Raw genomic sequence first — 26,405 nt, 5'->3', positions numbered from 1 at the left:
CTTGCTTAAATGTGTCTATTTTGTGACAATTTGATTTTGCATGTTTACTTCTAATTTTTGCTATATTCACTTCTTTGCTGGGATAGTAAGATATAGGAAATAAAAAGTGAGGTGCATGCATGAGGTTTACGATTCGAAGCAAGCTGCTGATCAGCTTCTTATCCGTTGCTTTTTTTGTGGCTGCGGTGAACATAACCGCGTACATTTACAACGACAAACTGAATCATTCCTTCGATAATCTCATAGACCAGCGGGTAGCCGTCCTGAATAAAGCAACGGAGATTCAGTACTTGGCCGTGCAGCAGACCAACAGTTTAAGAGGTTATCTGCTGACGCAGGATCCCGAGTTTATGGAGGAGCTGCGGACGTCGAATACCGCAATGACCGGACTTATCGGCGAGGTGGAGGATCTAATCGTCCGGCCGGAGGGGAAGGAATCCTTTCAGGAGCTGGCGAATAACGATGCTTCTTTTGTAAGAAGCTCTGAAGAGCTGCTGGCCAACCTGGAGAAGAATCATGATGAGGCGGCCGCTTTGGCTTATTTCAAAACAACGACACTCCCGTTAGGCGAGCAGTTAGGGCCGCTCTCCCAAAAGTTTGTGAAATACCAGCAGCAGCTGCTGGAAGAGGACCGGAAAAAGAACGCCTCCATGGTTAATTTCGTTAACACCTTGACGGCTATTCTTACGGTTATTACCTTTCTGTTAACCCTGCTTATCGGACTCCTGCTATCACACCGCATCACGAGCAATCTCTTCAGAATTACGAGCGTTATTACCGGATTTAATCATGATTCCAAAACATCCTCAAATATCCCGCATATTGAAGTTCGATCCCAAGACGAGATCGGAGATATCGCCCGGTCCTTTAATGAAATGGCGATTACGCTGAATAAGTACTCCATTCTGGAGCAGGAGCAGCGCTGGCTTGAGACGAATGTTGCCGATATGGCGACCCGGTTCCAAGGCGTTAATAACCTGGAGTCTCTGGCTCAGCTGTTTATTACGGCGATTACCCCGCTGGTTGATGCCAGCTATGGCGTGTTTTATCTGAAAGACGGCACGGGCCGGCGCCACCAGCTGAATAGATTGGCATCTTATGCGTACCAGCATTCGGCTATCGGTGTAGACTTCTTCCGGAACGGAGAAGGGCTTGTCGGACAAGCTGCCTTGGAGAGCCGCACCATTCTGCTGACCAATGTACCCGACAATTACATTCAAATCACATCCGGATTAGGGAAGGCGTCGCCTGCAAGCCTGCTCATTATGCCGGTTCAGTTCGAAGGGCAGGTTATCGCCGTCATGGAACTGGCGTCGTTCGGCACCTTTACTCCAATCCAGCAATCGCTGCTGCAGCAGGTATCCACTCACTTGGGAAGCGTGCTTAGCAGTCTGCAGGGACGCATGCAGGTCGAGCAGCTGCTGGCGGAATCGCAGGTGCTGACGGAAGAACTGCAGACCCAGTCGGAAGAGCTGAGAGGCATTAACGAGAAGCTGGAGGAACAGAACAAGAATTCCGAGCAGAAGACAAAAGAGCTGGAGAAGACGAAGACCCAGCTGGAGGAGAAGGCCAGGCAGCTGTCGCTCAGCTCGCAGTACAAATCTGAGTTTCTGGCGAATATGTCTCATGAGCTTCGGACTCCGCTGAACAGTTTGTTGATCTTGTCCAACATTCTGGCGACCAATACCGAAGGCAACCTAAACGATCATCAAGTGAAGTACGCCCATACCATTCATCAATCAGGCAATGACCTGCTGCAGCTGATTAACGACATTCTCGATTTGGCGAAGGTGGAAGCGGGCAAAATCGATCTCGTGCACGGCAAAGTTTGTCTTCATGAGATTAGTGAGTTCGCCGAGCAGCAATTCCTTCCCGTAGCCCATCAGAAGGGACTTTCGTTTAAGACGGTAGTCGATGCCGATCTGCCGCAGTCGCTATACACGGATGAGCAGCGGTTAATGCAAATTATTAAAAACCTGCTCTCGAACGCTTTTAAATTTACCGAACGGGGCGAGGTAAAGCTGCATATTCACTATGCGCAGTCGGGATCGCGTGCAAAAGGAAGCATCGGCTTCTCAATCATCGATACCGGTATCGGCATCCCGAGGGAGAAGCAAGAGCTGATCTTTCAGGCTTTCCAGCAGGCGGACGGAACGACCAACCGGAAGTACGGCGGCACGGGGCTTGGTCTCTCGATCAGCATCAATATGGCGCAGCTGCTGGGCGGCACCATTCATGTAACCAGCGTGCCGGGTAAAGGAAGTGTATTCACGCTGACTCTTCCGAGTGAAGAGGCGTCCGAGAGCGTGGGCGGCTCATCCATCGTTCAGCAGGAATCCGCCGCGGCCATCGCCGAGCTCATGGAGCCGGAAAGAGCTAGAGGGCCGGAAAGCGCTGACGCCGGCTTGGACGATGCGGTCTGGATAGGCAAAAAAGTATTGATTGTGGACGACGATATGAGGAACATTTATGCCACTACCATCGCCCTTGAGAGCAAGCAAGTAGAAGTGCTTTTTGCCGAGAATGGACTTTCGTGCTTAAAAGTGTTGAAGGAACATCCGGACGTGGATCTTATCCTGATGGATATTATGCTGCCTGAAATGGATGGCTACGAGACTATGCGCACGCTGCGGCAAATGCCGGGCTTTGGCGATCTTCCGATTATTGCCTTAACGGCCAAAGCGATGAAGGACGATAAGGACAAATGCCTGGAAGCAGGCGCATCCGATTACATGAGCAAGCCCGTCAAGCTGGAGCAGCTGTTTGCCCGCATCCATTCTTGGCTGAGCAGATAGGTGGTAAGGCGTCATGTGTACGAATGAGAAGGAACCAATGGATGAACTTGAGCAGCTCGAGATTGAACTGCTGCTGGAGGCGTTGTATCGGTATTACGGGGTTGATTTCCGGAACTATGTAATGCCGACGATCCGCCGAAGAGTATGGAATCGGATTCGGACGGAACGTCTGAGGACGATTTCCGGCCTGCAGGAAAAGGTGCTGCATGACCGGCAGGCGTTCAATCGGCTAGCTAATGACTTTTCCATCAATGTTACCGAGATGTTCCGCGACCCCAGCTTCTTCAAGACATTCCGGGACAAGGTAGTTCCGCAGCTGAAGGATTATCCCCGCATCCGCATCTGGCATGCGGGTTGTTCGACCGGAGAAGAAGCCTACTCCATGGCGATGCTGCTGCATGAGGAAGGACTGCTGGAGAAGACAAGAATTTACGCGACCGATATGAACGAAGCGGTTATTGAGGAAGCCAAGCTGGGGTCCTTTCCTCTCGACCGCTTGGCCTCGTATTCCCATAATTACGCGCAGTCAGGCGGCAGGAAATCGATCAAGGAATACGTATCGGTTACGAGCGGCCGCGCGGAATTCCGTCCTTTTCTAGGGGAGAAGATTACGTTCGCCCAGCATAATCTGGCGGTAGACGAGTCCTTTAACGAATTCCATGTCATTATTTGCCGCAATGTCATGATTTACTTTAACTCTTATTTGCAGAACCGCGTGCATGAATTGTTTTACGAGAGCTTGTCCCCTTCCGGTTTCCTTGGTCTGGGGCATAAGGAGAGCATAACCTTTACCAGCTTCACAGACTGTTACAAGGAGATGGAAGCAAATGAGAAACTTTACCGCAAAGTTAAATAGCGCCGTATCCAAGGTGAATATTCTGATGGTCGACGACCGTCCGGAAAATTTGATTGCTCTTGAAGCGATTCTGGCTTCCCCCAACTATAGTCTGTACTCCGCACATTCCGGCGAGGAAGCGCTGCGGCATGTGCTGACGACCGACTTCGCCGTTATTTTGCTTGATGTCCAGATGCCAGGGATGAACGGCTTCGAAACCGCCAGCCTGATCAAGATGAGAGAACGCTCGAAGCATGTGCCCATTATCTTTATTACGGCGATTAGTCAGGCGGCCGAGCATGTTAAGCATGGCTATTCGGTGGGGGCGATCGATTATATTTTCAAGCCTTACCATGCCGAAACGTTAAAAATGAAAATCGAAGCCTTCGTTCAGCTGTATCAATACCAGGAGCATATCAAGCTGCAGAATGAACTGTTGAAGGTCATTGGCGAAACCTCGAACGATACCATTGTCACCGTTGATGAAGCCGGCATTATGCAAACCTTGAATCCCACGGCAGCCAGAATGTTTGGTTATGCTCCGGACAAGCTGACGGGCCGTCCAATCGACGATATCGTCCCGGCTCTGTCCTCCTTCCTTCATGCCGAGACGAACCATGGCGCAAGATTAATCGAGACAACGGCGCTGCGCAAAGATACGATCCCTTTCCCCGTGGATGTTCAGATCGGAAAGACAAGTATTGTGGGGAAGCAGCTTTTCGTCTGCTCGATCCGCGATGTGACCGACCGCAAGATGATGGAGGAGGAGCGGTTTCGCAAAATTTTTGACACGACTCCTTGCTTAATCGCCTTGAGATCATTAAAGGATAAGCGTTATATCAATGTGAACGAGAGCCTGCTGCAAGCGATGGGCTATGAAGGGAATGAAGTCATTAATCAATCGGCGGACATGCTTCAATATATTGTAGACTCGGACGATAAGGGGGCTGAACGTCATGATCCATGGCAGCCGGCGCGTAATATTCGGATTCGGTACATGACGAAGACGGGGGACCTGCGGGATGGATTACTTTCGAGCGAAGTTATGCAGGTTCATGGCGAGGACTGCCTGCTCAGCGTGGTAACGGATATTTCGGAACGCGTGTTTTGGAAAAGGAGATTACCCGTCTCGACCGGCTTAATATTACAGGGGAGATGGCTGCGGGTATCGTGCATGAAATCCGCAACCCGATGACGACCGTCCGGGGCTTCCTTCAGCTGTCGAGAAACAATCCGTCGAAGGAATACACCGACATTATGATTGAAGAGCTGGACCGGGTACATAATATTGTGACGGAGTTTCTATCCGTGGGCGCACAGGCTCCAACCAGACGCAGCTCGAAGCACATTAATACGGTAATCGAGACGCTGTACCCGCTCATTCAGTCGAAAGCGTTAACCGGCAATCATGATATTTCCCTCGATCTGGGAGAATGCCCGCCGATTCAGCTCGATGAGAAGGAGATTCGCCAGCTGGTGCTTAATCTGGTATTAAACGGTCTGGATGCGATGCCTTTGGGCGGTCGTTTGAAAATCAGGACTTACTCGGACAGCAAGCAGGTCGTTATGGAGGTCAAGGATCAAGGCGGCGGCATTAAGGAAGAGTTTCTTGCGAAGCTGGGAACGCCGTTCTTCAGCACCAAGGCTAGCGGCACTGGCCTTGGCTTATCTGTCTGCTACGGCATTGCCGCCCGGCATGACGCCGTCATTAAGGTGCAGACCGGCGAGCAGGGCACGACGTTTTTTGTGCATTTTAGTTTGTAATCTTATGGGGAAAAGACCATACCTCCTGCGTGGCAGGGAGGTATGGTCTTTTTTGCGCTTGTGCGGCAGCACGCCGCCTGCGTTATCGTCAACGGTTATCCTCGGGGAACGCTATATGACTAGTTGCTTGAAGTGAAGCAATTCGCCAACGTTGTACAAAGTGCAGCATAATGGGGCGAATTAGTCTGGTAAAAGGAAATATCCTGCTCGGACTGCAGGATATTAGAGAAAGTTAGCCTGGCTAGGCTCAAATCGGCGAAATATCATGCATTCCGTACAGCATAATTTAGTCGCTCAAAGCAAAACAGGCAAATATATTGTATTTCGTGCAACGTCCCCCAGCTAGCCTGCAGCCTGCTTGACCTCCCCTACAGCTGAAGCTTCTTCATCCCGTTCATGTACTTGCGCAAGGCCTCCGGAATACGGATCGATCCATCCTCCTCCTGATGAGTTTCCAGCAGAGGGATGAGGATCCGCGGCGAAGCAACAGCCGTGTTATTAAGAGTATGGCAAAATCTTAGCTTGCCGTGGGCATCCCGGTAGCGGATGTTCGAGCGGCGCGCCTGGAAGTCGAGCAGGTTCGACGACGAATGGGTCTCGCCGTAAGCTTGGCGGCTTGGCATCCAGGTCTCGATGTCGAATTGCTTATAGGTTTTTTGCGACATATCTCCCGTGCATACCGCCATAACGCGATAAGGAAGCTCAAGCTGCTGCAGAAGATCCTCCGCATTTTGCGTAATCTCTTGCAGCATCCGCTCCGATGCCTCTATGCTATCCTCGCAAATAATGACTTGCTCGACCTTCGAGAACTGATGAACCCGGTATAAACCATGCACATCCTTGCCCGCCGAGCCCACCTCGCTGCGGAAGCAGGTCGAGGCGGCTGCCAGTCGAATCGGCTTGCTGACATCCACGATTTCATTATCGTAGAACGAGATAAGGGGAACCTCCGACGTGCCAACCAGGTATTTGTCGCCGCCATCGATCCGGTAGGTCTGCTCCTCTCCAAGCGGGAAGAAGCCGGTATTAAACAGGGCTTCCTTGCGCACCATCAGCGGTACCTCCAGCAGGGTGAAGCCTCTGGCCATAAGCAAATCGAGCGCAAGCTGCTGTACGGCACGGTGCAGGGCAGCTCCGGCTCCGGTCAAATAATAGTTGCGGCTCCCGGCCGTTTTGACCCCGCGGGGGATGTTAATCATTTGGTGAAGCTCGCCAAGCTTTACGTGATCCTTGATTTCAAAGCCAAAGCCCGGCGGCTCGCCAACTCTTCTTACCTCGACATTATCCTGATCCGACTTTCCGATCGGCGTGTCCGGCGATACGATGTTCGGAACAACCTGCATAAGGTCCGCGTACTCGGCTTGAACGGCTCTCTGCTCTGTCTCCAGGCTGGCGATGCGTTGGTTAATTTCTTTCATGTGAAGCTTTTTCTGCTCCACATCCTTCTCTTCGCTGCTATAAATGGATAGGTTAATCTCTTGAATGGTCTGATTCCGTTCCTGACGCAGCTCCTCAATGTCCTGCTGCAGTCTCCGCCGCGCATCGTCCACCTCCACAAGCTGCGAAATGGAGATTGCGATCCCTTTCCGGTCTGCGACCGTTTGAACCTCTTCCCGGTTGTTTCTGATCCACTTGATGTCTAGCATGGCAACTCGCTCCTCTTCAATAAGAATACAAAAAAGCGCTCTAATCATCCGATTGGGACGAAGAGCGCTTGTATTCTCGCGGTGCCACCCAAATTGATTAAACCGCTTTACCACGGTTTAATCCACTTAGTTCCGCGGTAACGGGCGGGTCCGGTTTACTTAGGGAGAACGGTAATTCCCCTTGACGAGAACGCCTCCGAGTTGGATTCTCTTCATCGGCCTAATTTCGTTTGAATTTTTACTAGTATAGCTTATGCTGCTATTTTTATTCAAGTGCGAATTTAAAAACCTGCGGGTTAATGCTGCTGAACAGGGGCAAGAGAGTAGAAGCGCTCGGTTTTATCCAACGTTTCTCTTACCTTCTCATCCCACACGTAACTCAGTTCAAACGTCCCCTCCTGGAAGAAAAGCGGGAACCGGCGGGCAAACCAGCTTTGCATCGGAAGCTTTAAGGCTTCATCCTTGTTCACCCAGAGCAGCTCGCCTTCGGGAGGGCTCTCGAGCAGCGTGCCTTCAAACGAAGTCGCCAGGTAGTTGAAGACCATATATCTCAGGTTCGTGGTGGGATCGCAAAATTCCTCGAGGCCTTTATAGATGATGTCCTTTACGATTAAGCCGGTTTCTTCCCGTACTTCGCGGATGGCGCCATTCACGAGGCTTTCCGGGAAATCCACCTTGCCGCCGGGGGCGATATAACCGGGAAAACCCTTTTGGTCTGGCCTATTGATTAAAAGTACCTTATCCTTATCTTGAACCATACACATCGTATACATTTTATAGGTAATGGACATGCTGTGCCGCCGCCTATTCTATCTAGGATTGATAGATTTATTGTACCACAGTGCCTATGCGGTACTCCTATTTTAGTTATAAATAAGTTTACCCTTGCCGGACAGGAATCCGCTCTGCTATATTTGTTAGTAACAAATTGTTATTATCAAAATATACATAAGAATAAATAAGGGTGTGAGCAGCTTGGAAAGGCTCGATTCAAATGGATTAACCGAGCGCGAATTTATGGAGCAGTATAAGCCGGGGGATTATGAGCGCCCTTCGGTTGCTGCGGACATGGTTATTTTTACGGTAACCCAAACGGAGGAAGGCAATTACCGCAAACTGCCCGAGAAGGAGCTTAGGTTGCTGCTTATTCAGCGGGGCGGTCATCCGTTTCTGGGGCAATGGGCATTGCCTGGCGGTTTTGTACGGCCACACGAATCAACGGAAGAGGCTGCGGTCAGGGAGCTCCGCGAGGAGACGGGAGTCGATAACGTTTATTTGGAGCAATTATATACGTTTAGCGATATCGGCCGGGATCCACGAACTTGGGTCATGAGCTGCTCTTACATGGCACTGGTGAATAGCGAAAAGTTAGAGCTGAAGGCAGGAGACGATGCGGCGAACGCTGCATGGTTTAAAGTATCGTACCGGCTGATCAGGGAGCAAAAGGAGTTTTTTGAGGGCGGATATGCAAGGACGCTGCAGTATGAACTCCTTCTGAGTTCCGATTATGCAGAGCTGACGGCAATGGTGGAGCGTACGGATACCGTTACGGAGGCAGCAACAAAAACCGCTTACAGCATAGTGAGCAACGACGGATTAGCTTTCGATCATGCCAAGATCATTGCCTATGCCATCGAACGTTTGAGAGGCAAGGTGAATTATACCGATATAGCCCTTCATCTCATGCCTAAGCTGTTTACGCTAACGGAGCTGCAGCAGGTGTATGAGGTTATTTTGGATAAAGAGCTTCTAAAGGCGGCGTTTCGGCGCAAGATTGCGGATATCGTGACGGAAACCGATCACTATACGGAAAACTCCGGTCATCGCCCATCCCGCCTCTATCGAAGAAAGATGGAGGGATTCCAATGAAATACAGCGTGGAACAATTGCAGAAGGAACATGCTGCTGGCAAAAGGGGCACGTTTCTGTTCTTCTGGGGGCACACGCCTTGCGAACCCGGAAAGATTGACAAAAGCTGCTTAAGCCAATGGTGGATAAGCCCATTCGTTATCGATGGGGTTCCGTATTCATGCTCCGAGCAATATATGATGGCGGAAAAAGCGCGGCTGTTTCAGGATGGGGAGATGTTGGCCGCAATCCTGCAAGCAAGTGGCCCGAAAGAGATGAAGGCTTTTGGCCGGGCAGTGAAAAACTTTGATAAATCCGTGTGGGAAAGCCGCTGCTTCGCGATTGTGAAGAAAGGGAACCTTGCTAAATTCTCGCAAAATGCTTTGCTTGGACTATTTCTAAAGTCAACGGATAACTCCATCCTGGTTGAAGCTAGCCCGCACGACAGGATTTGGGGTATAGGTATGGGGCAGTCGGATTCCAATGCAGCAAATCCGTTAGAATGGCGCGGAAAGAATTGGCTTGGATTTGCATTAATGGAAGTCAGAGATGAACTGTTTAACGAAAGAAGGGATAATCATGAACCGTAGAGAAATTGCACAGGAGACCCTACTTATCCAGCAGCAAGGCTATTACAACTATAATGGCATTCGAGTTAACATAGGGGAAGCGCAGAAGTTATCGGAGGACAAAAGCCGGCTTTTTACGCCGGAAGAGGGCGTAAGCATAATCGGTAATTTGCGGGTGCCGGTAAAGGGGGCGTCCCAACCATCTGTTTACGTCACGAATGAGGCTACTGTTCAAGCAATAATCCGCTATGCCGAAACAGGTGCCGAACGGGTCGGGGTGCTTAACTTTGCAAGCGCCAAGAATCCCGGCGGCGGATTTTTGAACGGTGCAATGGCACAAGAGGAGAGTTTGGCTGCATCAAGCGGATTATACGGGACGCAACTGCGTCATGAGCGCTTTTATTCTGCCAACCGGGCTTGCCGATCCATGATGTACACCGATCATGCGATTTATTCCCCTGATGTTGTATTTTTCAGGGATACCCGATTTAACCTTATTCGTCAGCCTATACGGGCCTCGGTGTTGACTCTTCCGGCAGTAAACTACGGGCAGGTTGTGCAGAAAGGCGAGAATAAGCTGCAAGCGGAACGCGTTATGAAAGACCGCATGCGGCTGGCGTTAGCTGTTTTTGCCCATCAGGGGGATACCAATCTCATTCTGGGTGCTTATGGATGCGGCGTATTCGGGAATGATCCGGTAAAAGTAGCAAATTGGTGGCATGATCTTTTGGAAGCCGAAGGTTACGGCACATGGTTCTCGACGATTACCTTTGCCGTACTTGATACGTCAAAGGACCGTAAATGCTATAACACCTTTGAGCGGGTGTTTCGAGTAAAGGAGCAAAGATCATAATGAGCGAACACGACATTATAAAACAAACGCGGCTGCCGGTAACGGTAAGCGGCATGGTGCGTAATCTGCGTAAGCTAGGCATACGGGAGGGGGACCATCTTCTCGTTCATTCCTCCATGTCCAGCTTAGGCTGGGTATGCGGCGGCCCGCAGGCGGTTGTGCAGGCTCTGCTGCAAGCCGTTGGGGCTGAAGGCACGCTGGTCATGCCGGCGCAGTGCGGAGACTGGAGCGATCCTGCCGAGTGGGGGAATCCCCCTGTTCCGCAGGAATGGCTAGAGATGATTTACAACGAAATGCCTGCTTTTGATCCGGCTGTAACGCCAACCCGGGGGATGGGGCGTATTGCCGAGCTGTTCCGGACTTATCCGGGCACGTTAAGGTCGGAGCACCCTCAGGTATCCTTTTGCGCGAACGGCAAGTATGCCGAATATATCGTGTCCGGCCATCCGCTAACGCCCCAGTTCGGGGAGGCGTCCCCGCTTGGCAAGCTGTATGCGGCAGGGGCAAAGGTGCTGCTGCTTGGGGCAGGCTTCGACTCCTGTACAAGCCTGCATCTTGCCGAGACAAGGATTGACCGCATGCCAACGAAAAAGATGGGAACGGCCATGCTGGTCGATGGGGAACGTTCTTGGCAGTGGTTCACGGATTACGCGTATGACTCGGGTGATTTCGACGAGTTTGGCGCGCAATTCCATAGCGAAGTTCAGCATGGCAAGGTAGGCCAAGCCGACTGCAAGCTGTTTGAGATGACGACAGCGGTTGATGCCGCGGTTCAGTGGCTGCCTAAGCATCGGCAAATCACTTAAAGGGAGAACGGGGCTGGCGATATGATCGAAAGATTGATGTTCAGGGCAGCATGGAAGGACGGACTTCAGGAGGAAGGCATAGCGGCCCTGCAGCAGGATGAGCAGGTTATCCGCCTCGTGAAGCAGGGGCGTTTGATGACGGCATCGGCTTTTTATTGGAATCATAATCTCTTTCTTTACTATGAATGCATGGACGGCAAGCTGGCCCCAGAGGAAGTTGCCGGTGCGGCGGAGCCTTATTTGAAGGATTGGCCGGGACTGGTTGAGCCCCGCAAATGGATTCGGATGATGGATGTCTTTCACTTTAACGAACCTGCCGATCGGGAGCATTGGTTTCGCAAGAATCCGGTGGAGAAGAGAGTGGGGCGCGTTGCCCATCTGAAGCCGGAGATGATTGGCAGCTACGTGTATTACCATTACCAGCTTCAGGAGGAGCGGGCGTTCTTTGGTCCCAAGTACGAGATTATCGGAATCCACGAGAATCTCCTGTTCGGCTATCAGGAATTCCCGAATGTGACGGAGGTGCCTGTTGTGCCCGGCCGTCTCCAGACAAAGGGAACGCCGGAGAATTGGAGCGACTCGAGAATGGACCTGCATTTCCAACCGTGGGAAGACGGGCATCTGTATTTCAAACCGATTGAACGGATTTATGCGTATTACATAGGCGATATTACCGTATAGAAAATAATGTAAAAAAGCCGTTCAGCCCTGTTGATCGGCCTTTTTTAAATATACAGATTTTATAATCCATATCCTGTAAAATAAAAGGGTAACTCTATTGTGGAGGTTGATGGAATGGATCAGGTCTTTGAAGCCATCCTGGTTAGCAAGCCCTCTTTCCAAGCGGTCGGAATCAGGTGGGAAGGAACGTTTGAGGAAGCGGGAGAGGGAGGCATCCGTGCCGTTCAGACGGAAGTGATTCGAAGGTTAGCGGAAATCAGGCATGTTGTTCACCCGGACATTTTACTCGGCTTATCCTATCATCATGAAGGCGACAGCTTTATTCATTATGCGGCTCTCGAAGTCGAACGGGTGGAGGATGTTCCTGAAGGTATGGACAGCGTAACCGTTCCGGCTCTGACTTATGCCATGACCGAGCACAAGAAGGAAGACAATATCGACTCCTCTTATACGAACATTTTCGCCTGGATTGAGAAGCAGGGTTATCCGTTGCATAAAGGGGATGTTACTCATTTTGAGAAATACCCGATGGCACAGGATCCTTACGCCAAAAACCCGGAGTTCACGATTATGATACCGGTTGATCCAAAAGCATAACGCTATGGTTACGGAGCCTCCGCAGATCTTGTCTGCGGAGGCTTTTAATTTTATCCCCTGGCAATGGCGGATACTATCGTTAACGGCAGGCCGGATTTGCGATACGATGCTACTTCATACTCATCCAGACGGCTGTCGGTAATAATCTCGTCAAACTCATCCAGGGATGCGAAAATCGCAAGCGAATTGTAGCTGAACTTGGTGGAATCGGCCAGCAGAATCGTTTTGCCCGCAGTCTCCATGGTGGTCTGCCGGACGCCGACAAGGTTCGGAGACCAAGCCATGGCGCCTTTCGTCAAAGAGACGGCCTCGCAAGTCAGGAATGCGGCATCGACAGTCAGCGACTGCAGCATTTTCTCCGCATAAAAGCCGTCCAGGCTATACGCCCATTTGCTTATTCTTCCTCCCGTGCAATACACGTCGAAGCTGCCGAATCTCTCCTCATTGGACAGCATCAGAGCCGTATGCAGATCACGGGTTATGATCTTAAGCCCTTTGAACCTCTCCAGTTCATCCACCATGGAAGCCACGGTTGTCCCTGCATCCAGAATAATGCTCATGCCATCCTGAATATGCTTGGCGGCTTCCTTGGCAATAGCCAGCTTCTCCGCCTTATGCTCGTTTGCCCGCTGCTCGTATTTGGCGCCCATGAACCGTTTTACCTTGACGGCGCCTCCATGGAAGCGCTGAATTTTACCTTCCGATTGCAGAAGATCGAGGTCGCGGCGAATCGTCATCTTGGAGACGTTAAACTGCTCGGCAAGCTCGAGGATCGTTAACTGCGGCTTTGAATCCAGTAGTATCATAATTTCGTGACGACGTGTTCCGATGAGCATAAATGATCTCCTCCTATTAGCTGCCTCAATTCTAACTCAACATGTTATGTATTTGTTCAATTGTGTGAAAATTCTGTATACAAACTTTCGTTTGTGTGATATAAGGTGAATATGAGGTTATTTCGTGTTACTTAAGTGTGACTTTAGTTTACTTAAAATTCAGAAAATTTGCTAGACCCTCATGAAAATCGTTGCCGTCCGTCGTTTATGTGTCATTTAACTTCACATTATATTTTATGAAGAGGTGAGCGTTTCATGTTCTTTCGTTATCAGGGAGAAGCTTATGACCGCCGTTTCCTGCCAAGATTGACGACCAAAGAGATTGCGGCCATGAACAAAGACGATGTACTGCTTGTGTTGCCCGTTGGCGCGGTGGAGCAGCATGGTCCGCATATGCCGGTGTTTACGGATACGCTGCTTGGCGAAGCGATGCTGGCTAAGGCTTTCGAGCATTTGCCCGAAGATTCGTCCATCTGGCTGCTGCCATCAGTGAGTTACGGAAAAAGCACCGAGCATGCCGGCCATCCGGGGACCATTACCCTGTCGGCCAAGACATTAATGGCGGTACTGGAGGATATCTCTTCTTCACTCGCCCGAAGCGGCTTCCGCAAGCTGCTGCTCTTTAATACGCATGGCGGCAATGCGGATCTGCTTGGAATGATGGCGAGGGAAATCCGGATAGCGACGGGGCTTGAGGTCTACCGGCTGGATCCCGGCGCAGTCGGTTACAGCGATTCCTTTACGGATGAAGCGGAAAAAGCATGCGGCATTCATGCCGGCGACGTGGAAACGTCTCTTGTTATGGCGACATGCCCGGGCTGGGTTCACGCGGAGCTTGCGCCCCGCGAGATGCCGTGGTTCCCGGATTCCCGCTATTTTTCGTTCCGGTCGCGGTCCTTTGCTTGGGTAATGGACGATATTTCGGGCAGCGGAGTAGCGGGAGACGCCACCAAAGCTACGCCGGATAGAGGGGCAGCGATGCTGGAGACGGCCGGGCCGCTCCTGGCGGAGGCACTGCTGCATATTGCATCGTTTGGTATGGCATCACTGAAGAGCGAATAGGGGGGGATTACCATGACAACAATGACGGGAGCCAAGGAATGGGTAAGGATGGAGCGGTTGTCCAAGGTATATCCGAACGGAACGGTAGCGGTCAAAGAGGTTGATCTGACGATCCACGAGGGAGAATTCCTTTGTTTCGTCGGTCCGTCCGGCTGCGGGAAATCGACGATCTTCAAGATGATTACCGGGTTGTCCAATCCAAGCAGCGGAACCCTGCAGGTCATGGGAGCATCGGCAAGCGTTGCCCGCAAGCGGTCCGATACGGCTTTTGTTTTTCAGGATCATACGCTTCTGCCCTGGAACTCGGTTATTGATAACGTGACGCTGCCGCTGGCGCTTCGCGGAGTACCGCGCAAGGAAAGACAGCGTGAGGCGGAACGCGTGCTCGAGATGGTTGGCCTGAAGGACCATATGCGCTCCATGCCGCGCGAGCTGTCCGGCGGGATGAAGATGCGGGCTTCGATTGCTCGTGCCTTGGTGGCGAGACCTAAGCTGCTGCTGATGGATGAACCTTTTGGCGCGCTTGATGAAATTACGCGCCAGACGCTGCAGATCGAGCTGCTCGAGCTATGGCGGCAGGATCCGGAAATGACCGTACTCTTTGTTACCCATAACGTATTTGAAGCTGTATTTCTGTCGACTCGCATCGCGGTTATGACCCCTCGTCCGGGTAAGGTATCTGATCTAATTGACGTGCCGGTACCGTTCCCGCGCGACGAGTCATTCCGTACAACGCCGGAATTTGGGCAGATTGTCCGTTCCGTGTCACAAGCCCTTAAGCATTAGAGAGGAGGAGAAACCATGTTGAAGGATTGGATGGTAGAAATGCGGGAAGCGGTCGGGGAGGAGAGGCTGCTGTCGGAACCGGGGCAGGTGGAGAAATTATCCAAGGATTATTACTGGTATTCCCCGGTACTGATCCCGCTGCTTCAGGATAAAAGGGCGGAGGCGATTGCCGTCCCGCATTCCGTGGAGGAGACGGCGAGCGTGCTCGCTTACGCCTGGAAGCACCGGGTTCCGGTGACAACCCGCGGCGCGGGTACCGGCAACTACGGTCAGGCGGTTCCGCTCGAAGGCGGCATTGTTCTTGATCTGAGCAAGCTCGACAAGGTCATTGAAGTAACCGATACTTATGCGCGCGTGCAGGCCGGAGTTCGGCTTGGCGGACTCGAGAAGCTTCTCCGTTCCGAGGGGAAAGAGCTCCGGATTTACCCGAGCACCTACGTGAAAGCAACGGTTGGCGGCTTCGTAAGCGGCGGCTCGGGCGGGATTGGATCGATAACCTGGGGCAACCTGTGGGACGGCAACGTGCTGGAGGCAGTCATCCTGACGGTGGAAGAAACGCCACGCAGGCTGACCGTCAAGGGAGACGATCTGATCGCTTATATCCATAATTACGGAACGACGGGCGTGCTTGTCGAGGTCGTTATTCCGATTGCGGCAAAGGTGGAATGGACGCAAACGGTTGTCCAGTTCGAAGATTTCGAATCGGCGGCACGGTTCTCTCATGCGGTTGCGCTGGATGATTCCATTCGCAAACGGCTGGTTGCTCCGGTCGAATGGCCGATCCCAACCTTTTTCAAGCCAATCGCCTCGAAGCTGGAAGCCGGCTGCAGCGCTTGTCTGCTGGAGACCGCGCATGGCAGCGAAGAGCGGCTTGCGGCGCATGCCGGAGAGTTTGGAGGCCGAATCGGCTACACCATTCCGCCGGAGCAGTACCGCAAGGTGATCGGGCTGTCCGATTTTACATGGAACCATACGACGTTATGGGCGCTTAAAACGGACCCGAAGCTGACTTATTTACAGGCAGGCTTCGATAAGGAGCGGTTCATTGACCAGATAACGCTTATTAAAGAGCAGTTCGGCGACGAAGTGCTGATGCATCTCGAATTTATCCGAACGGCTGGCGTTGTTGTCCCCGCGGCGCTGCCGATTGTCCGCTATACGACGCATGAACGTCTGTATGAGATTATTGCCTTCTTCCGGTCCATTGGCGTCCGGATTAATGACCCCCATACCTGGATTCTGGAGATGGGAGGACGCGGGGAGTGGGATGCGATGGTAAACGCCAAGCGTGCCAACGACCCCCGCGGACTGTTGAATCCGGGCAAGCTGCAAACGCCGGTTGAGAGTATTTCGAATCAGGAGGGATAAGCGATGCGAGAGGAGACAATGACTACCCCTGAATTATCGTTCGGGACGTCGGCAGGCACGAATACAACAAAGCTGCGTACCTCGTCACTAAAAAAAGTATGGAAAAGAATAGGCCCGCCGTCGATCGCCTTTATTCTGTTTATCGGCGCATGGGAGCTGTTCTGCCGGTTATCCGGCCTGAAGCCGTATTTGCTTCCCAAGCCTTCGGATATTGTACTGGCCGCCTCCGAGAACGCCTCGAATTTGTGGGTATCCGTATATACAACCATTACCGAAGCGGTGCTCGGATTCTTGCTCAGTATTCTTCTGGGCGTTGGTTTTGCCATTCTGCTCGCCAGCTCCAAGCTGATTGAACGAAGCATCTACCCTTACGCCATCATTATGCAGACGATTCCGATCGTCGCTATTGCCCCTATTATCGTCATCTGGTTTGGAGCCGGCATGAACGCCATCATTATTATCGCTTTTCTCATCGGATTTTTCCCGATGCTGTCCAACACCCTTATCGGTCTGAACTCAACCGACCACAACATGAAGAACCTCTTCTATCTCTATAACGCTTCTCCCTTGCAGACCATGATCCGGCTTCGCATTCCCGCGGCGCTTCCCTATATCGTGGCGGGCCTCAAAATCTCTTGTACGCTTGCCGTAATCGGCGCGATTGTCGGCGAATACATTGCCGGCATCGGCGGGGGTAATGGCGGACTTGGTTACGCCATTACCGTTGCGTCATCCCGCCTGCAGACGGCTTATCTGTTCGCCTGCGGCTTATCCGCATCCTTACTCGGCATTGCGTTCTTCCTGCTCGTGAACGCCTTCTCCAAGTGGATGCTGAGCTCCTGGCATGAATCCGAGATGAAATCTTCCGAAGGTTAGGGGTGAATTCTCTTGCACACAGAAACACTGGAAGCCATTAACGTCAAGCTGCCGCTGCAGCAAAGCGAAGAACTGTACACGGTTAAAGCGCGGGGAGGCCGGTGGACGGCGGTCGAGCGACAGGAGGGAGTTGTCGTCTCCTCGGAGCATTTGCCGATCCAAGGGCTCTCCTTCGACGAATTGAAGACAACGGCATTGCTCGATCTGGAGGGAAAAGTGATGCTGCCGGGCTTTGTAGATGCCCATATGCATCTCGACAAAGCGTACTCCCTGCCGTGGGTGCGCAACCGGTCCGGCACGCTGCTCGAGGCCATCGAGAATTACCGGGCGGCTGCGCCGGCCTTCACGAAAGAGATGATCCGCGACCGCATTGTGAAAGCCGCGCTGAGCTCGGCTTCCTTCGGCTCGGCGGTGCTCCGCAGCCATCTCGACGTGCCTGTGCATATGGGCCGCGAGATGGCGATGCGGACGATTGAAGCGGCGCTGGAGGCCCGGGAAAAGGTTAGCGGAATCGTTGACATTCAGTATTTTCCGATGTTCTTCTATGACCCTGCCTATGAACGGGAGCTGACGGAGTTTGCTTCCGAAACGCTCCGCATGGGCATAGACGGAATCGGCGGCGCCCCGCATCTGTCGCCTAATCCGGAGACCAATGTGGGCTGGGCATTCCGGCTGGCTCAGCTGTTCGATAAGCCAATCGACCTTCATACCGATGAATCGGATAATCCCGACATGAAAACGATCGATATTTACTGCGATTACGTGAAAGCAGGCGGTTACGGCGGCCGGGCAACAGCAGGCCATCTCTGCTCCTTGTCGGCGATGGAGCATAACGAAGCGGAACGGCTGATTGCGAAAATGGCGGATGCGGGCATAGCGGCGGTTACCTTGCCCGCGGTTAATCTCTACCTGCAGGGACGCGGCGACCGGGGCAACGTGCGGCGCGGCGTCACCCGCGTCAGGGAGCTTGAGGAAGCGGGAGTGACCATTGCCGCAGCCTCGGACAATATTCAGGACCCGTTCCATCCGTTTGGCAGAGGGGATCTGCTGCAGATTGGCTTAATGACCGCCTATGCGGCCCATTTGGCCAAGGAGGAAGATATCGTCACCGTGCTCCGCCTGCTGACGACCAATCCCGCCAAGCTTGCCGGCCTTACCCAATACGGAATTGCCCCGGGCAATCCGGCCAGCTTTGTCGTGCTGGACGCCTGCTCGGAGGAAGAGCTGTTCCAAGAGCTTCCGTCATCGCGGTGGGTGTACAACAAGTCGAAGTGGACGTTTGCTTCCATGCTGACCCGGTTCGGCCTGGAGCCTAGTGTCTCCGGCTCACTCGTTTAACTCTTGATTTTTCCATAAAGTCCGGTGTTTGTCCGCTGCCAGAGGGATGCACATATAGAGAAGAAGAGGATAGGCTTAGCTTTCGAAGTAAAAATCAATTTATTTTAGGGGGAAGAGAAACATGCTGACAAAGACGGGATCAAAGAAAACATTGGGCGGAATGACGGTGCTTCTTGCCGCGGCGCTTACGTTGTCCGCTTGCGGGGACAGCAAATCATCGGGGGATTCGAAGGAGCTGACCAAGGTCAGCCAGGTGACCAACTGGTTCGCGGAGCCGGAGCATGGCGGGCAGTATGCCGCTCTGGACAAAAACTTTTACAAGGATGCGGGTCTTGACATGACCATTCAATCCGGCGGCCCCGGCATCTCTTCCACCCAGATCGTAGCCGGCGGCAAAGCGGAGTTCGGCATGGGTCAGGCGGACGAAATCCTGCTGGCGCGTCAGAACGGCATTCCGCTTGTGGCGATCGCGGCGACCTTCCAGAAGAATCCGCAGGGCATCATGTTCCATAAGGGCCAGTTCAAGGACATTAAGGAGCTGAACGGCAACAAAATTTTCGTCGGCAGCGGCGTGGTGTTCTGGGAGTACTTAAAAAAAGCCTATAATCTCGATAAGGTGACGGAGATGAAGTATACCGGCTCGCTGGCTAACTTTGTAGCGGATCCGAAGGCGGCCACGCAAATTTATATTACCTCCGAGCCTTTCTCCATGCAGCAGGAGGGCGTCGACGTCGACTACTTCCTGAACTACGACCTTGGCTATAAGCAGTACGGCAACGTTCTTTATACAACCGAGGATTTCCTGAAGAAGCATCCGGATACGGTAAAAGCTTACGTAGAAGCATCCATTAAAGGCTGGGACTACTACAAGGATCATTCCGAAGAGATCAACAAGGTGATGCAGGAGAAGAACCCGGATCTGAAGCTTGAAGCGATGGCATATGGCGCTAAAGCACAGGAGCCGCTTGTGTACGGCGGCGATGCGGAGACCCACGGCGTTGGCTACATGAGCAAGGACATCTGGTCCGGCTTGCAGGCGCAGCTGGTGGAGATGGGACTCCTCAAGGATGCGGAGCCGATTGAAGACGTGTTTACGAACGAATATTTGCCGGGCACGGGCAAGTAATGAAAATCAGGCAACGGAGCCGCTGCATGCGGGCATGCGCGGCTCCGGCTTTTCTAGGGAGAGATCGCCATGGCTAACGTGCTTGTCATTTATTTCAGCGCATACGGGCATATTCACCGGATGGCGGAAGCCGCCGCGCAAGGCGCTGAAAGCGAAGGGCATACGGCAAGGCTGGTCCGTATCCCGGAGTTCCGCCATCCGGACAATGTAACTGCGCTGCTCGATCATCCGGACCGAAGACGGCCAGCGGCAGACAGCCGGCTATCCGGTACCTTCCGGGTTGGAGCCCGCTGGGAGAAATACGAAGCCGCCCAAGCTCTTCAGCAGTCGGTACGCGAAGCGGCGGCTGACGATCTTCGCTGGGCGGACGGCATTGTCTGGGGCTTCCCAACCTATTACGGCTCCATGCCGGCACAGGTCAAATCCTTCCTTGATCTGTCGGGCAGCCTGTGCGCAAGCGGGGAGCTGGAAGGGAAGCCGACCGGCGTGATGACAAGCGCCGGATCCATCCATACCGGCCACGAAGCGACAATCTTGACTTCTATCATTCCGCTGCTGCATTTCGGGATGGTATACGTCGGATTGCCGTATTCGCAAAATCCGGAATATTTGACCGCGGACGCCATTGGCGGTTCCCCTTACGGCCCCTCGACGCTGGCAGGCCCGGACAGCTCGAGAACGCCGGACGAGCGCGAGCTCCGGATGGCCGGGAGGCTTGGCGCGAGAGTGGCTAGATTCGCAGCAGCAACCAAAGGCATAAAATGAATGGCGGGGATACGATGACAATACCATTGGATTTGCTTGTTTCCGAGGTTAGGCTGCCCGGCAGCGGAGAATTAACGGATCTGGGCATCAAAGGCGGTAAAATAACGGCGGTCGGCAAGCTGGCCGGGGCAGCCGCCAGGAATGTCTTTCAGGCGCGGGGCAGACTGCTGCTGCCTCCCTTTGTTGAACCGCATGTGCATCTGGATACGACCTTAACGGCAGGCGATCCGGTATGGAATGAGAGCGGAACGCTGGCGGAAGGCATCTCGGTATGGGCTTCCCGCAAAAAGCAGCTGACCCGCGAAGATGTCCTTGCGAGGGCGGAGCGTACGTTAGAGTTGTTTATCGGCTACGGCGTGCTGTATCTTCGCGCGATGGTTGATATAGGCGATCCCAAGCTGACGGCGCTGCGAGCGGTGCTGGAGCTGAAGGACAAATACAGGGATCGCATGCATATGCAAGTGATCGCTTTTCCGCAGGACGGCCTTGTGGCCTGCCCGGAAAATGTAGCTAGGCTGGAGGAAGCGCTGCGGCTTGGGGCCGACGGCGTTTCGGCGGTTCCTCATCTGGAACGGACCCGCGAGGACGGGATATTAAGCCTCCGCAAGGCTTTTTCCCTTGCCGAGCGGTACGGTGCCTTGGTACACGTCTTCTGCGACGAGACGGACGATGAAGCCTCGCGGTACCTTGAAGTATGCGCCGCGCTTGCAATAGAGACCGGTCTCGGCAGCAAGGTGACGGCAGCCCATGCCAATGCCGCGGCTTATTACAATGAGCCGTATTTTCAGAAGCTGCTTGGGCTGGTGAAGCAGTCCGGACTTTCCATTGTGGCCTGCCCGCTGATTAACAGCGTTATGCAAGGCCGCTATGATACGTCTCCGAAGGGGCGCGGCATTACGCGGATTCAAGATTTTCACCGGGCCGGAGTTAATGTCGCTTTGGCGCATGACGATATCCGCACCCCCTTTTATCCGCTTGGAACGGGAAATCCGCTCGATGCGGCGCATATGGCAGCTCATCTTGCCCATATGTGCGGCCGTCGGGATCTTAACGATATAGCCGGCATGATTACGTACGGCGGGGCAAAAGCAATGGGGATCGCAGGCTACGGCTTTGAGCAGGGGGGACCGAAGGTTGGCGATCCGGCTTCCTTCCTGCTGTTTGATGCCCCCGATTCCGCTGAGTTAATCCGTACCCGGTCTGCTCCGCGATATGTATTTCATCAAGGCCTTCTGGTTGCGGAAACGGCGCCTGCTATTACAAAGCTGCTGCACGCGGCGAGTGGCGAAATGGCATACTCAAGAATTGAAACGGGAGTAAGATTATAAAATTTTAACCAAATTTTAGGTCAACGCGACTATTCAAAACGATGTTTATCTCCTTGATAATCGGGTGTAATCGTTATTGAGGAGGGATTCAAATGATTCGCAATCAGAGGCTTAGTCTTGTAAACAGGCCATTTAAAATGGTTATTTCCGTTTTTCTTGCCTTGCTTCTGTTCGGCACAACCGTTGTGCCGGCCTTTGCAGCCAGTCCGGGGAAAACCGTCAACGCGTCCGCTACTCTGGCCTATAGCCTGAAAGGGCTTAGGCACAACCTGGCCGTCCAGAAGGCCTACATCGCATCCAAGTATCTTTACGTCACCCAGCGCTCGGGAGGGACAGTGTATCTGTCGAGACTGCTCATGAAGGGCAGCACCGCCACCTACGTGGACGAAATGACCATTACCAATTCCGGTCATGGCCAGACGCTGGATATGTACACCTACAAGGATGTCGATTACTTCTACTTTAGTTCAAAAGCGGACCCGTCCACCTCGTACGACTGGTCGCTTCAGGTTGCGCGGCTGAAATACTCGGCGGGCAAGAAGTACGATTATACGGGTCTTCGCCGGTTCACCTACTTGAATTATGCGAATAAGACCGGCAAGCGTTTAGGCGATACCTATCGCGTGGACGGCGGCGGGAACAGCGACTATACGATTTTCCGCGTACAGACGTCCCAAGGCTCGGTTACATGGTCCATCTATAATACGGCAGCCTTAAACAAGCTGTTGGACGGCAGCGAACAAGTTCGGATGGACAGCGCTGCAGCTAAAAAAGCCTGCGTAGCCAGCTTCACCCAATCGGGAAGCCGTATCGTCAGGCCAAACGGATCGTTCCAGGGCATGGATATGCTAGGAAGCACGAAGATCTTTACGTCGGGCGGGGCGGAAGGGCAGACGCCGAGCATCGCCTTGATGTCGCAAACAGGCGCATACAAGTCCCTCGTTAAGATCACGAATGTGGGGAAACATGAGATTGAAGGCGTGCAAACGAAAAACGGCAGGGTTTACTTCACGATCGTAACGGACCCAAAAAACAAGAAAAACACGCAGAAGGTGTATTACGTGCCGGAAAGCAAATTTAATTAAGTTATACAAACAGGGCTGCCCCGCAAGCAATCTGCTGCGGTGGCGGCCCTGTTTGCATAACTGGAGGACACGCCGCATAAGACGTAAGGTAGCTTTACTTCGGCAATAGGGAGGGAACAAGCGGTGAGCAAAAGGTTCCTGAATTCTCCGACCGCCTATGCGCTTGGGATGTTTGCGATGATGGTCCCAAGCCAGGCCTTTGCGTCTTTTTTCAACTACTACTATGTGGAAAAGCTAGGGCTTAGCCTTGGGCTGGCTACGATAGCACGCACGATCTATCTGATCTGGGATGCGGTCAATAACCCGATGGCGGGCTATCTCTCCGACCGGACCCGCACGAAATACGGCAGGCGCAGGCCTTGGATCTTTTTCTCCACGCCTGCGTTTATGCTTGTCTTCATCATGGTCTTCTCCGTCCCGAAGGGACTTGGCAATACGGAGCTGTTCGCGTGGCTGCTTACGTCGCTGATTCTGTTTGAAGGAATTGCCACACTGCTGTGGGTGAACTACGGAGCGCTATTTCCGGAGCTGTTCGAAGGAGACCGGCTTCGGGCGAAGGCGTCCGCCGTCCAGCAAGGCTTTCAGATTGTGGCTATTCTGATCGGAACGGCAGTGACGCCGATTCTATACGGATGGATCGGCTTTGGATGGATGTCGGTTGTTTATTCGCTTGTATTCGGTATCTTCATGACCTGGTTCGCTTTGTCCGTCCGGGAGAAGGAGAGCACTCATCAGGAAGCGCCTCTGCCGCTGATAGCCGCCTTCCGGGAGACGCTGACGAATAAGCCGTTCTGGATCTTTAATATAGCGGGCTCCTTCGCCCAGACGGTGAACGGCCTGCTTGCCGCCCTGCTTCCTTTCTATGCGAAATACAACCTGCATATCTCGGAGGGCGAGGTGTCCATCCTGATGGGCGCCGTCTTTGTCTCCATTATCCCGCTTGTCGCGGTCTGGTATCTGATCTCCCGCAGGCTTGGCGGCCTACTCAGCTGGCGGCTGGCGCTCGCCGTTTACGGGCTTTCCGTCATTCCTCTATGGTTCGCGGGCAATCTTGGCAGCGGTATTCTCGCCGGCATTCTGGTCGGCTTCGGGATGGCGGGGTTCCTTGTTACGCCGGCAATGCTAAGCGGCCGGATTATCGATCTCGACGCGGAGCGGACCGGCAGGCGCAGAGAAGGAATTTATACGGCGGTAGCCGGGTTTATTACGCGGTCCAGCGGCTTGATCGCGGCGGTGGCCTTCTGGATTGTTGGCCTTATGTACGGCTACCAGAGCGGCGACGAGCCGGGGTCGCAGCCGGAGACGGTATTCCGGGTGCTAATCTGCGTGGTTCCCCTTATTTTGCTTGCGGTATCCTTTGTCATTTCCTTGTTCATGAAGAATTTAGAGGAGCCGGGTCAATCGAAACGTCCGGTGTGATATGATAATGGCAAAATCAAACCAAGGGGAATCGCATGAAGCAAGTAACGATTGGCATGTTCGCGCATGTGGATGCGGGCAAGACCACGCTGGCGGAACAGCTTCTTTATCATACGAACAGCATACGGGAGCGGGGCTGGGTCGATCATAAGGATGCCTACCTCGACAGCCACGATATTGAACGGGCGAGAGGGATAACGGTGTTTGCGGATCAGGCCGTTATGACCTATAACGGCGCGACTTATTACTTGATCGATACGCCGGGACACGTCGATTTCTCGCCGGAGATGGAGCGCGCGGTCCAGGTGATGGATTATGCCGTCCTGGTCGTGAGCGCCGTGGAGGGCGTGCAGGGACATACGGAAACGGTCTGGCAGCTGCTTTCGAAGCACCGCGTGCCGACGTTCTTTTTTATCAACAAGATCGACCGGACCGGGGCTGACGTTAACCGCGTAATGGAGGACATTCAGCAGCATCTAACGCCGGATGCTTGTCTGATCACGGACAGCTTTGCCGGCGGCGTTGCGGGAGAGTCGTTAGTGGAGAGCCTGGCAGAGAGGGATGAGCGGCTGCTCGATGCGTTCCTCGCGGGCGAAGGCGATCAAGCCTTCTGGCTGCAAGCTTTGCGGGACATGGTAAAGAGCGGCAGGCTGTACCCCTGCGTTAGCGGTTCGGCCCTGCAGGATACCGGCGTAAAGGAGTTTCTGGAGCAGCTTCATCTGCTTACGACGGTCGATTATAACGGACAAGCTCCTTTTGGAGGAAGAGTCTATAAAATCCGTCATGACAAGAGCGGTACCCGGTTAACTTATATCAAGGCATTAAGCGGTACCCTTAAGGTGCGAGAGGAGCTCTGCTACAGCGGCGGGGCCGGGCAAATCTGCGAGAAGGCAACCAGGCTGATGCTTGTGAACGGCAGTAAAATGCAGGCGGTTGATCAGGTATCGGCCGGGGATCTGTTTGCCGTTATCGGGCTGTCCGAAGCGGATGCGGGACAAGGCGTAGGCCTTTATTCGGACAAGCTGTCCTATGATCTGGTGCCGGCGCTGACATCGAAAGTCATTTTCTCCGAAGGCCTCCCCGTGAAGGATGTGCTGAAGGCGTTCCGCATTCTGAATGCGGAGGATCCGTCTTTGAACGTCGTCTGGGAGGAGAGCCTGCAAGAGATTCATATTCACGTGATGGGCGTTATTCAGCTCGAAGTGCTGCAGCAGCTGGTGAAGGAACGTTTCGGCTTTGACGTGGTGTTTGGCAGCCCGGAAATTCTGTACAAGGAGACCATCTCGAGTCCGGTAAAAGGTTACGGTCATTTCGAGCCGCTCCGGCATTACGCCGAAGTGCATCTGCTCTTGGAGCCGGGCGAACGGGGGAGCGGCATCACGTTCAACAATGCGGCCCATGTGCATGACCTGAGCATAGGCAATCAGAATCTGATCGAGACGCATCTGTTCGAACGCGAGCATCATGGGCTATTGACGGGCAGTCCGCTAACGGATGTGCGGATTACTTTACTTACGGGCGCCGCCCATAACGAGCATACGCATGGCGGCGATTTTCGCGAGGCAACCTTCCGGGCACTCCGGCAGGGGCTCGAGAAAGCGGATAATCTGCTGCTTGAACCGTTTTACGAGTATAAAATCAAGGTTGAGCTGGACCATCTGGGCAAGGTGTTGTCGGATTTGCAGCGCGCTTCCGGCCAGTTCGATCCGCCTCAGACCACGCAATCCCATGCGGTGGTTGCGGGCCTTGTGCCAGTCGCGACTTTTATGGATTACAGCACGGAGCTGGCCGCTTTCACGCATGGCCGGGGCAGCATTCAGTTGGTCTTCGCCGGATACGACCGCTGCCATAACGAGCAGGAGGTCATTGAGCGGAAAGGCTACCGGAAGGACGCGGATCCTTTATATACGTCTTCGTCTATCTTTTGTGCGAAAGGGGCCGGTTATGCGGTGCCTTGGGATGAGGCGGAGGCAAAAATGCATTTGCTCTAGCTGCTGCAATTGAATGGTTAAATAAAAGGAA

Annotated in this window: 24 protein-coding genes; 21 read left to right on the top strand and 3 right to left on the bottom strand. The window is 53.2% G+C overall.

The features are described 5' to 3' along the window. The first annotated feature begins 119 nt into the window (after positions 1-119). From ACR9FF_RS29885 to ACR9FF_RS29870, 4 genes are read left to right on the top strand one after another with little or no spacing between them, the layout of a single operon-like run. Complete coding sequence (locus ACR9FF_RS29885; RefSeq protein WP_435167864.1) at positions 120-2,795, top strand: ATP-binding protein; 2,676 nt, start codon at positions 120-122, stop codon at positions 2,793-2,795. Between the two features lie 13 nt (positions 2,796-2,808). Then, a complete protein-coding gene (locus ACR9FF_RS29880) occupies positions 2,809-3,651 on the top strand; it encodes a CheR family methyltransferase (protein WP_201002958.1) in 843 nt (280 codons plus the stop codon). Further along, complete coding sequence (locus tag ACR9FF_RS29875; RefSeq protein ID WP_435167861.1) at positions 3,623-4,825, top strand: PAS domain S-box protein; 1,203 nt, start codon at positions 3,623-3,625, stop codon at positions 4,823-4,825. Before ACR9FF_RS29880 ends, ACR9FF_RS29875 begins: the two co-directional genes overlap by 29 nt. After that, positions 4,738-5,394, top strand: coding sequence for an ATP-binding protein (locus ACR9FF_RS29870; RefSeq protein ID WP_435167858.1), 657 nt, complete (start codon positions 4,738-4,740; stop codon positions 5,392-5,394). The genes ACR9FF_RS29875 and ACR9FF_RS29870 overlap by 88 nt, the downstream gene beginning before the upstream one ends. Positions 5,395-5,762: 368 nt before the next feature. Here the strand turns inward: ACR9FF_RS29870 and serS are convergent, their stop codons facing one another. Both serS and ACR9FF_RS29860 read right to left on the bottom strand, forming a co-directional pair. Next, positions 5,763-7,040, bottom strand: coding sequence for a serine--tRNA ligase (gene serS / locus ACR9FF_RS29865; RefSeq protein WP_201002954.1), 1,278 nt, complete (start codon positions 7,038-7,040; stop codon positions 5,763-5,765). 296 nt (positions 7,041-7,336) lie between these two features. Further along, positions 7,337-7,831 carry an 8-oxo-dGTP diphosphatase gene (locus ACR9FF_RS29860; protein ID WP_127494854.1) on the bottom strand — a complete coding sequence of 165 codons (495 nt, stop codon included), beginning with the start codon at positions 7,829-7,831 and terminating at the stop codon, positions 7,337-7,339. A 184-nt stretch (positions 7,832-8,015) separates the two neighbouring features. Here ACR9FF_RS29860 and ACR9FF_RS29855 point away from each other — a divergent pair, with 184 nt between their 5' ends. The 6 genes from ACR9FF_RS29855 to ACR9FF_RS29830 all read left to right on the top strand — a co-directional run bounded on the left by ACR9FF_RS29855 (position 8,016) and on the right by ACR9FF_RS29830 (position 12,394). Next, positions 8,016-8,909, top strand: a complete 894-nt coding sequence (locus tag ACR9FF_RS29855) for an NUDIX hydrolase (protein WP_435167853.1) — start codon at positions 8,016-8,018, stop codon at positions 8,907-8,909. Next, on the top strand, positions 8,906-9,478 hold the full coding sequence (locus tag ACR9FF_RS29850) for an NADAR family protein (protein ID WP_435167850.1): 573 nt from the start codon (positions 8,906-8,908) through the stop codon (positions 9,476-9,478). The genes ACR9FF_RS29855 and ACR9FF_RS29850 overlap by 4 nt, the downstream gene beginning before the upstream one ends. Further along, positions 9,468-10,310 carry a TIGR02452 family protein gene (locus ACR9FF_RS29845; RefSeq protein WP_435167847.1) on the top strand — a complete coding sequence of 281 codons (843 nt, stop codon included), beginning with the start codon at positions 9,468-9,470 and terminating at the stop codon, positions 10,308-10,310. The genes ACR9FF_RS29850 and ACR9FF_RS29845 overlap by 11 nt, the downstream gene beginning before the upstream one ends. Then, positions 10,310-11,116, top strand: coding sequence for an aminoglycoside N(3)-acetyltransferase (locus ACR9FF_RS29840; RefSeq protein WP_435167844.1), 807 nt, complete (start codon positions 10,310-10,312; stop codon positions 11,114-11,116). Before ACR9FF_RS29845 ends, ACR9FF_RS29840 begins: the two co-directional genes overlap by 1 nt. Positions 11,117-11,137: 21 nt before the next feature. Continuing rightward, complete coding sequence (locus ACR9FF_RS29835) at positions 11,138-11,797, top strand: hypothetical protein (protein ID WP_435167842.1); 660 nt, start codon at positions 11,138-11,140, stop codon at positions 11,795-11,797. Positions 11,798-11,911: 114 nt separating this feature from the next. Next, positions 11,912-12,394 carry a GyrI-like domain-containing protein gene (locus tag ACR9FF_RS29830; RefSeq protein ID WP_201002941.1) on the top strand — a complete coding sequence of 161 codons (483 nt, stop codon included), beginning with the start codon at positions 11,912-11,914 and terminating at the stop codon, positions 12,392-12,394. A gap of 50 nt (positions 12,395-12,444) precedes the next feature. On the opposite strand, the gene ACR9FF_RS29825 is transcribed toward ACR9FF_RS29830, so the two are convergent. Further along, positions 12,445-13,230: a DeoR/GlpR family DNA-binding transcription regulator gene (locus tag ACR9FF_RS29825; RefSeq protein ID WP_435167838.1), complete on the bottom strand. Its 786-nt coding sequence runs from the start codon at positions 13,228-13,230 to the stop codon at positions 12,445-12,447. 255 nt (positions 13,231-13,485) lie between these two features. On the opposite strand from ACR9FF_RS29825, the gene ACR9FF_RS29820 reads away from it, so the two are divergent. From ACR9FF_RS29820 to ACR9FF_RS29770, 11 genes are all read left to right on the top strand, one after another. After that, positions 13,486-14,292, top strand: a complete 807-nt coding sequence (locus ACR9FF_RS29820; protein WP_435167835.1) for a creatininase family protein — start codon at positions 13,486-13,488, stop codon at positions 14,290-14,292. A gap of 12 nt (positions 14,293-14,304) precedes the next feature. Next, positions 14,305-15,078, top strand: a complete 774-nt coding sequence (locus ACR9FF_RS29815; RefSeq protein ID WP_015847676.1) for an ABC transporter ATP-binding protein — start codon at positions 14,305-14,307, stop codon at positions 15,076-15,078. Between the two features lie 15 nt (positions 15,079-15,093). Next, positions 15,094-16,446 (top strand): FAD-binding oxidoreductase, encoded by a 1,353-nt coding sequence (locus ACR9FF_RS29810; RefSeq protein ID WP_435167831.1) that lies wholly within the window; start codon positions 15,094-15,096, stop codon positions 16,444-16,446. A 3-nt stretch (positions 16,447-16,449) separates the two neighbouring features. Further along, on the top strand, positions 16,450-17,322 hold the full coding sequence (locus ACR9FF_RS29805; RefSeq protein ID WP_201002933.1) for an ABC transporter permease: 873 nt from the start codon (positions 16,450-16,452) through the stop codon (positions 17,320-17,322). 12 nt (positions 17,323-17,334) lie between these two features. Continuing rightward, entirely contained in the window at positions 17,335-18,660 is a 1,326-nt protein-coding gene (locus tag ACR9FF_RS29800; protein ID WP_435167827.1) for an amidohydrolase family protein, read from the top strand. Positions 18,661-18,781: 121 nt separating this feature from the next. Then, positions 18,782-19,786 (top strand): ABC transporter substrate-binding protein, encoded by a 1,005-nt coding sequence (locus ACR9FF_RS29795; RefSeq protein ID WP_435167824.1) that lies wholly within the window; start codon positions 18,782-18,784, stop codon positions 19,784-19,786. Positions 19,787-19,855: 69 nt separating this feature from the next. After that, positions 19,856-20,551, top strand: coding sequence for an NAD(P)H-dependent oxidoreductase (locus tag ACR9FF_RS29790; RefSeq protein WP_435167821.1), 696 nt, complete (start codon positions 19,856-19,858; stop codon positions 20,549-20,551). Between the two features lie 14 nt (positions 20,552-20,565). Continuing rightward, positions 20,566-21,879 carry an amidohydrolase family protein gene (locus ACR9FF_RS29785; RefSeq protein WP_244935571.1) on the top strand — a complete coding sequence of 438 codons (1,314 nt, stop codon included), beginning with the start codon at positions 20,566-20,568 and terminating at the stop codon, positions 21,877-21,879. A 92-nt stretch (positions 21,880-21,971) separates the two neighbouring features. Next, entirely contained in the window at positions 21,972-22,964 is a 993-nt protein-coding gene (locus ACR9FF_RS29780) for a hypothetical protein (protein ID WP_435167817.1), read from the top strand. A 123-nt stretch (positions 22,965-23,087) separates the two neighbouring features. Beyond that, positions 23,088-24,383 (top strand): MFS transporter, encoded by a 1,296-nt coding sequence (locus ACR9FF_RS29775; RefSeq protein WP_435167814.1) that lies wholly within the window; start codon positions 23,088-23,090, stop codon positions 24,381-24,383. Between the two features lie 35 nt (positions 24,384-24,418). Further along, the gene (locus tag ACR9FF_RS29770; protein WP_435167811.1) at positions 24,419-26,374 is read left to right on the top strand and encodes a GTP-binding protein; all 1,956 of its coding nucleotides are present in this window, start codon (positions 24,419-24,421) and stop codon (positions 26,372-26,374) included. Positions 26,375-26,405 lie beyond the last annotated feature (31 nt).

The sequence above is a fragment of the Paenibacillus glycanilyticus genome, assembly GCF_051200795.1.
GTDB lineage: Bacteria > Bacillota > Bacilli > Paenibacillales > Paenibacillaceae > Pristimantibacillus > Pristimantibacillus glycanilyticus.
The sequence above is the reverse complement of the archived record's forward strand: the minus strand, read 5'-3'. Positions and strand labels throughout refer to the sequence as shown.

Coding starts and splice junctions, on each gene's coding strand:
- ACR9FF_RS29875 (WP_435167861.1), top strand. CDS start 3,623: ATGAGAAACTTTACCGCAAAGTTAAATAGCGCCGTATCCAAGGTGAAT.
- ACR9FF_RS29780 (WP_435167817.1), top strand. CDS start 21,972: ATGATTCGCAATCAGAGGCTTAGTCTTGTAAACAGGCCATTTAAAATG.
- ACR9FF_RS29815 (WP_015847676.1), top strand. CDS start 14,305: ATGACAACAATGACGGGAGCCAAGGAATGGGTAAGGATGGAGCGGTTG.
- ACR9FF_RS29830 (WP_201002941.1), top strand. CDS start 11,912: ATGGATCAGGTCTTTGAAGCCATCCTGGTTAGCAAGCCCTCTTTCCAA.
- ACR9FF_RS29845 (WP_435167847.1), top strand. CDS start 9,468: ATGAACCGTAGAGAAATTGCACAGGAGACCCTACTTATCCAGCAGCAA.
- serS (WP_201002954.1), bottom strand. CDS start 7,040: ATGCTAGACATCAAGTGGATCAGAAACAACCGGGAAGAGGTTCAAACG.
- ACR9FF_RS29880 (WP_201002958.1), top strand. CDS start 2,809: ATGTGTACGAATGAGAAGGAACCAATGGATGAACTTGAGCAGCTCGAG.
- ACR9FF_RS29885 (WP_435167864.1), top strand. CDS start 120: ATGAGGTTTACGATTCGAAGCAAGCTGCTGATCAGCTTCTTATCCGTT.
- ACR9FF_RS29790 (WP_435167821.1), top strand. CDS start 19,856: ATGGCTAACGTGCTTGTCATTTATTTCAGCGCATACGGGCATATTCAC.
- ACR9FF_RS29795 (WP_435167824.1), top strand. CDS start 18,782: ATGCTGACAAAGACGGGATCAAAGAAAACATTGGGCGGAATGACGGTG.
- ACR9FF_RS29825 (WP_435167838.1), bottom strand. CDS start 13,230: ATGCTCATCGGAACACGTCGTCACGAAATTATGATACTACTGGATTCA.
- ACR9FF_RS29810 (WP_435167831.1), top strand. CDS start 15,094: ATGTTGAAGGATTGGATGGTAGAAATGCGGGAAGCGGTCGGGGAGGAG.
- ACR9FF_RS29785 (WP_244935571.1), top strand. CDS start 20,566: ATGACAATACCATTGGATTTGCTTGTTTCCGAGGTTAGGCTGCCCGGC.
- ACR9FF_RS29850 (WP_435167850.1), top strand. CDS start 8,906: ATGAAATACAGCGTGGAACAATTGCAGAAGGAACATGCTGCTGGCAAA.
- ACR9FF_RS29860 (WP_127494854.1), bottom strand. CDS start 7,831: ATGTCCATTACCTATAAAATGTATACGATGTGTATGGTTCAAGATAAG.
- ACR9FF_RS29835 (WP_435167842.1), top strand. CDS start 11,138: ATGATCGAAAGATTGATGTTCAGGGCAGCATGGAAGGACGGACTTCAG.
- ACR9FF_RS29840 (WP_435167844.1), top strand. CDS start 10,310: ATGAGCGAACACGACATTATAAAACAAACGCGGCTGCCGGTAACGGTA.
- ACR9FF_RS29820 (WP_435167835.1), top strand. CDS start 13,486: ATGTTCTTTCGTTATCAGGGAGAAGCTTATGACCGCCGTTTCCTGCCA.
- ACR9FF_RS29805 (WP_201002933.1), top strand. CDS start 16,450: ATGCGAGAGGAGACAATGACTACCCCTGAATTATCGTTCGGGACGTCG.
- ACR9FF_RS29770 (WP_435167811.1), top strand. CDS start 24,419: ATGAAGCAAGTAACGATTGGCATGTTCGCGCATGTGGATGCGGGCAAG.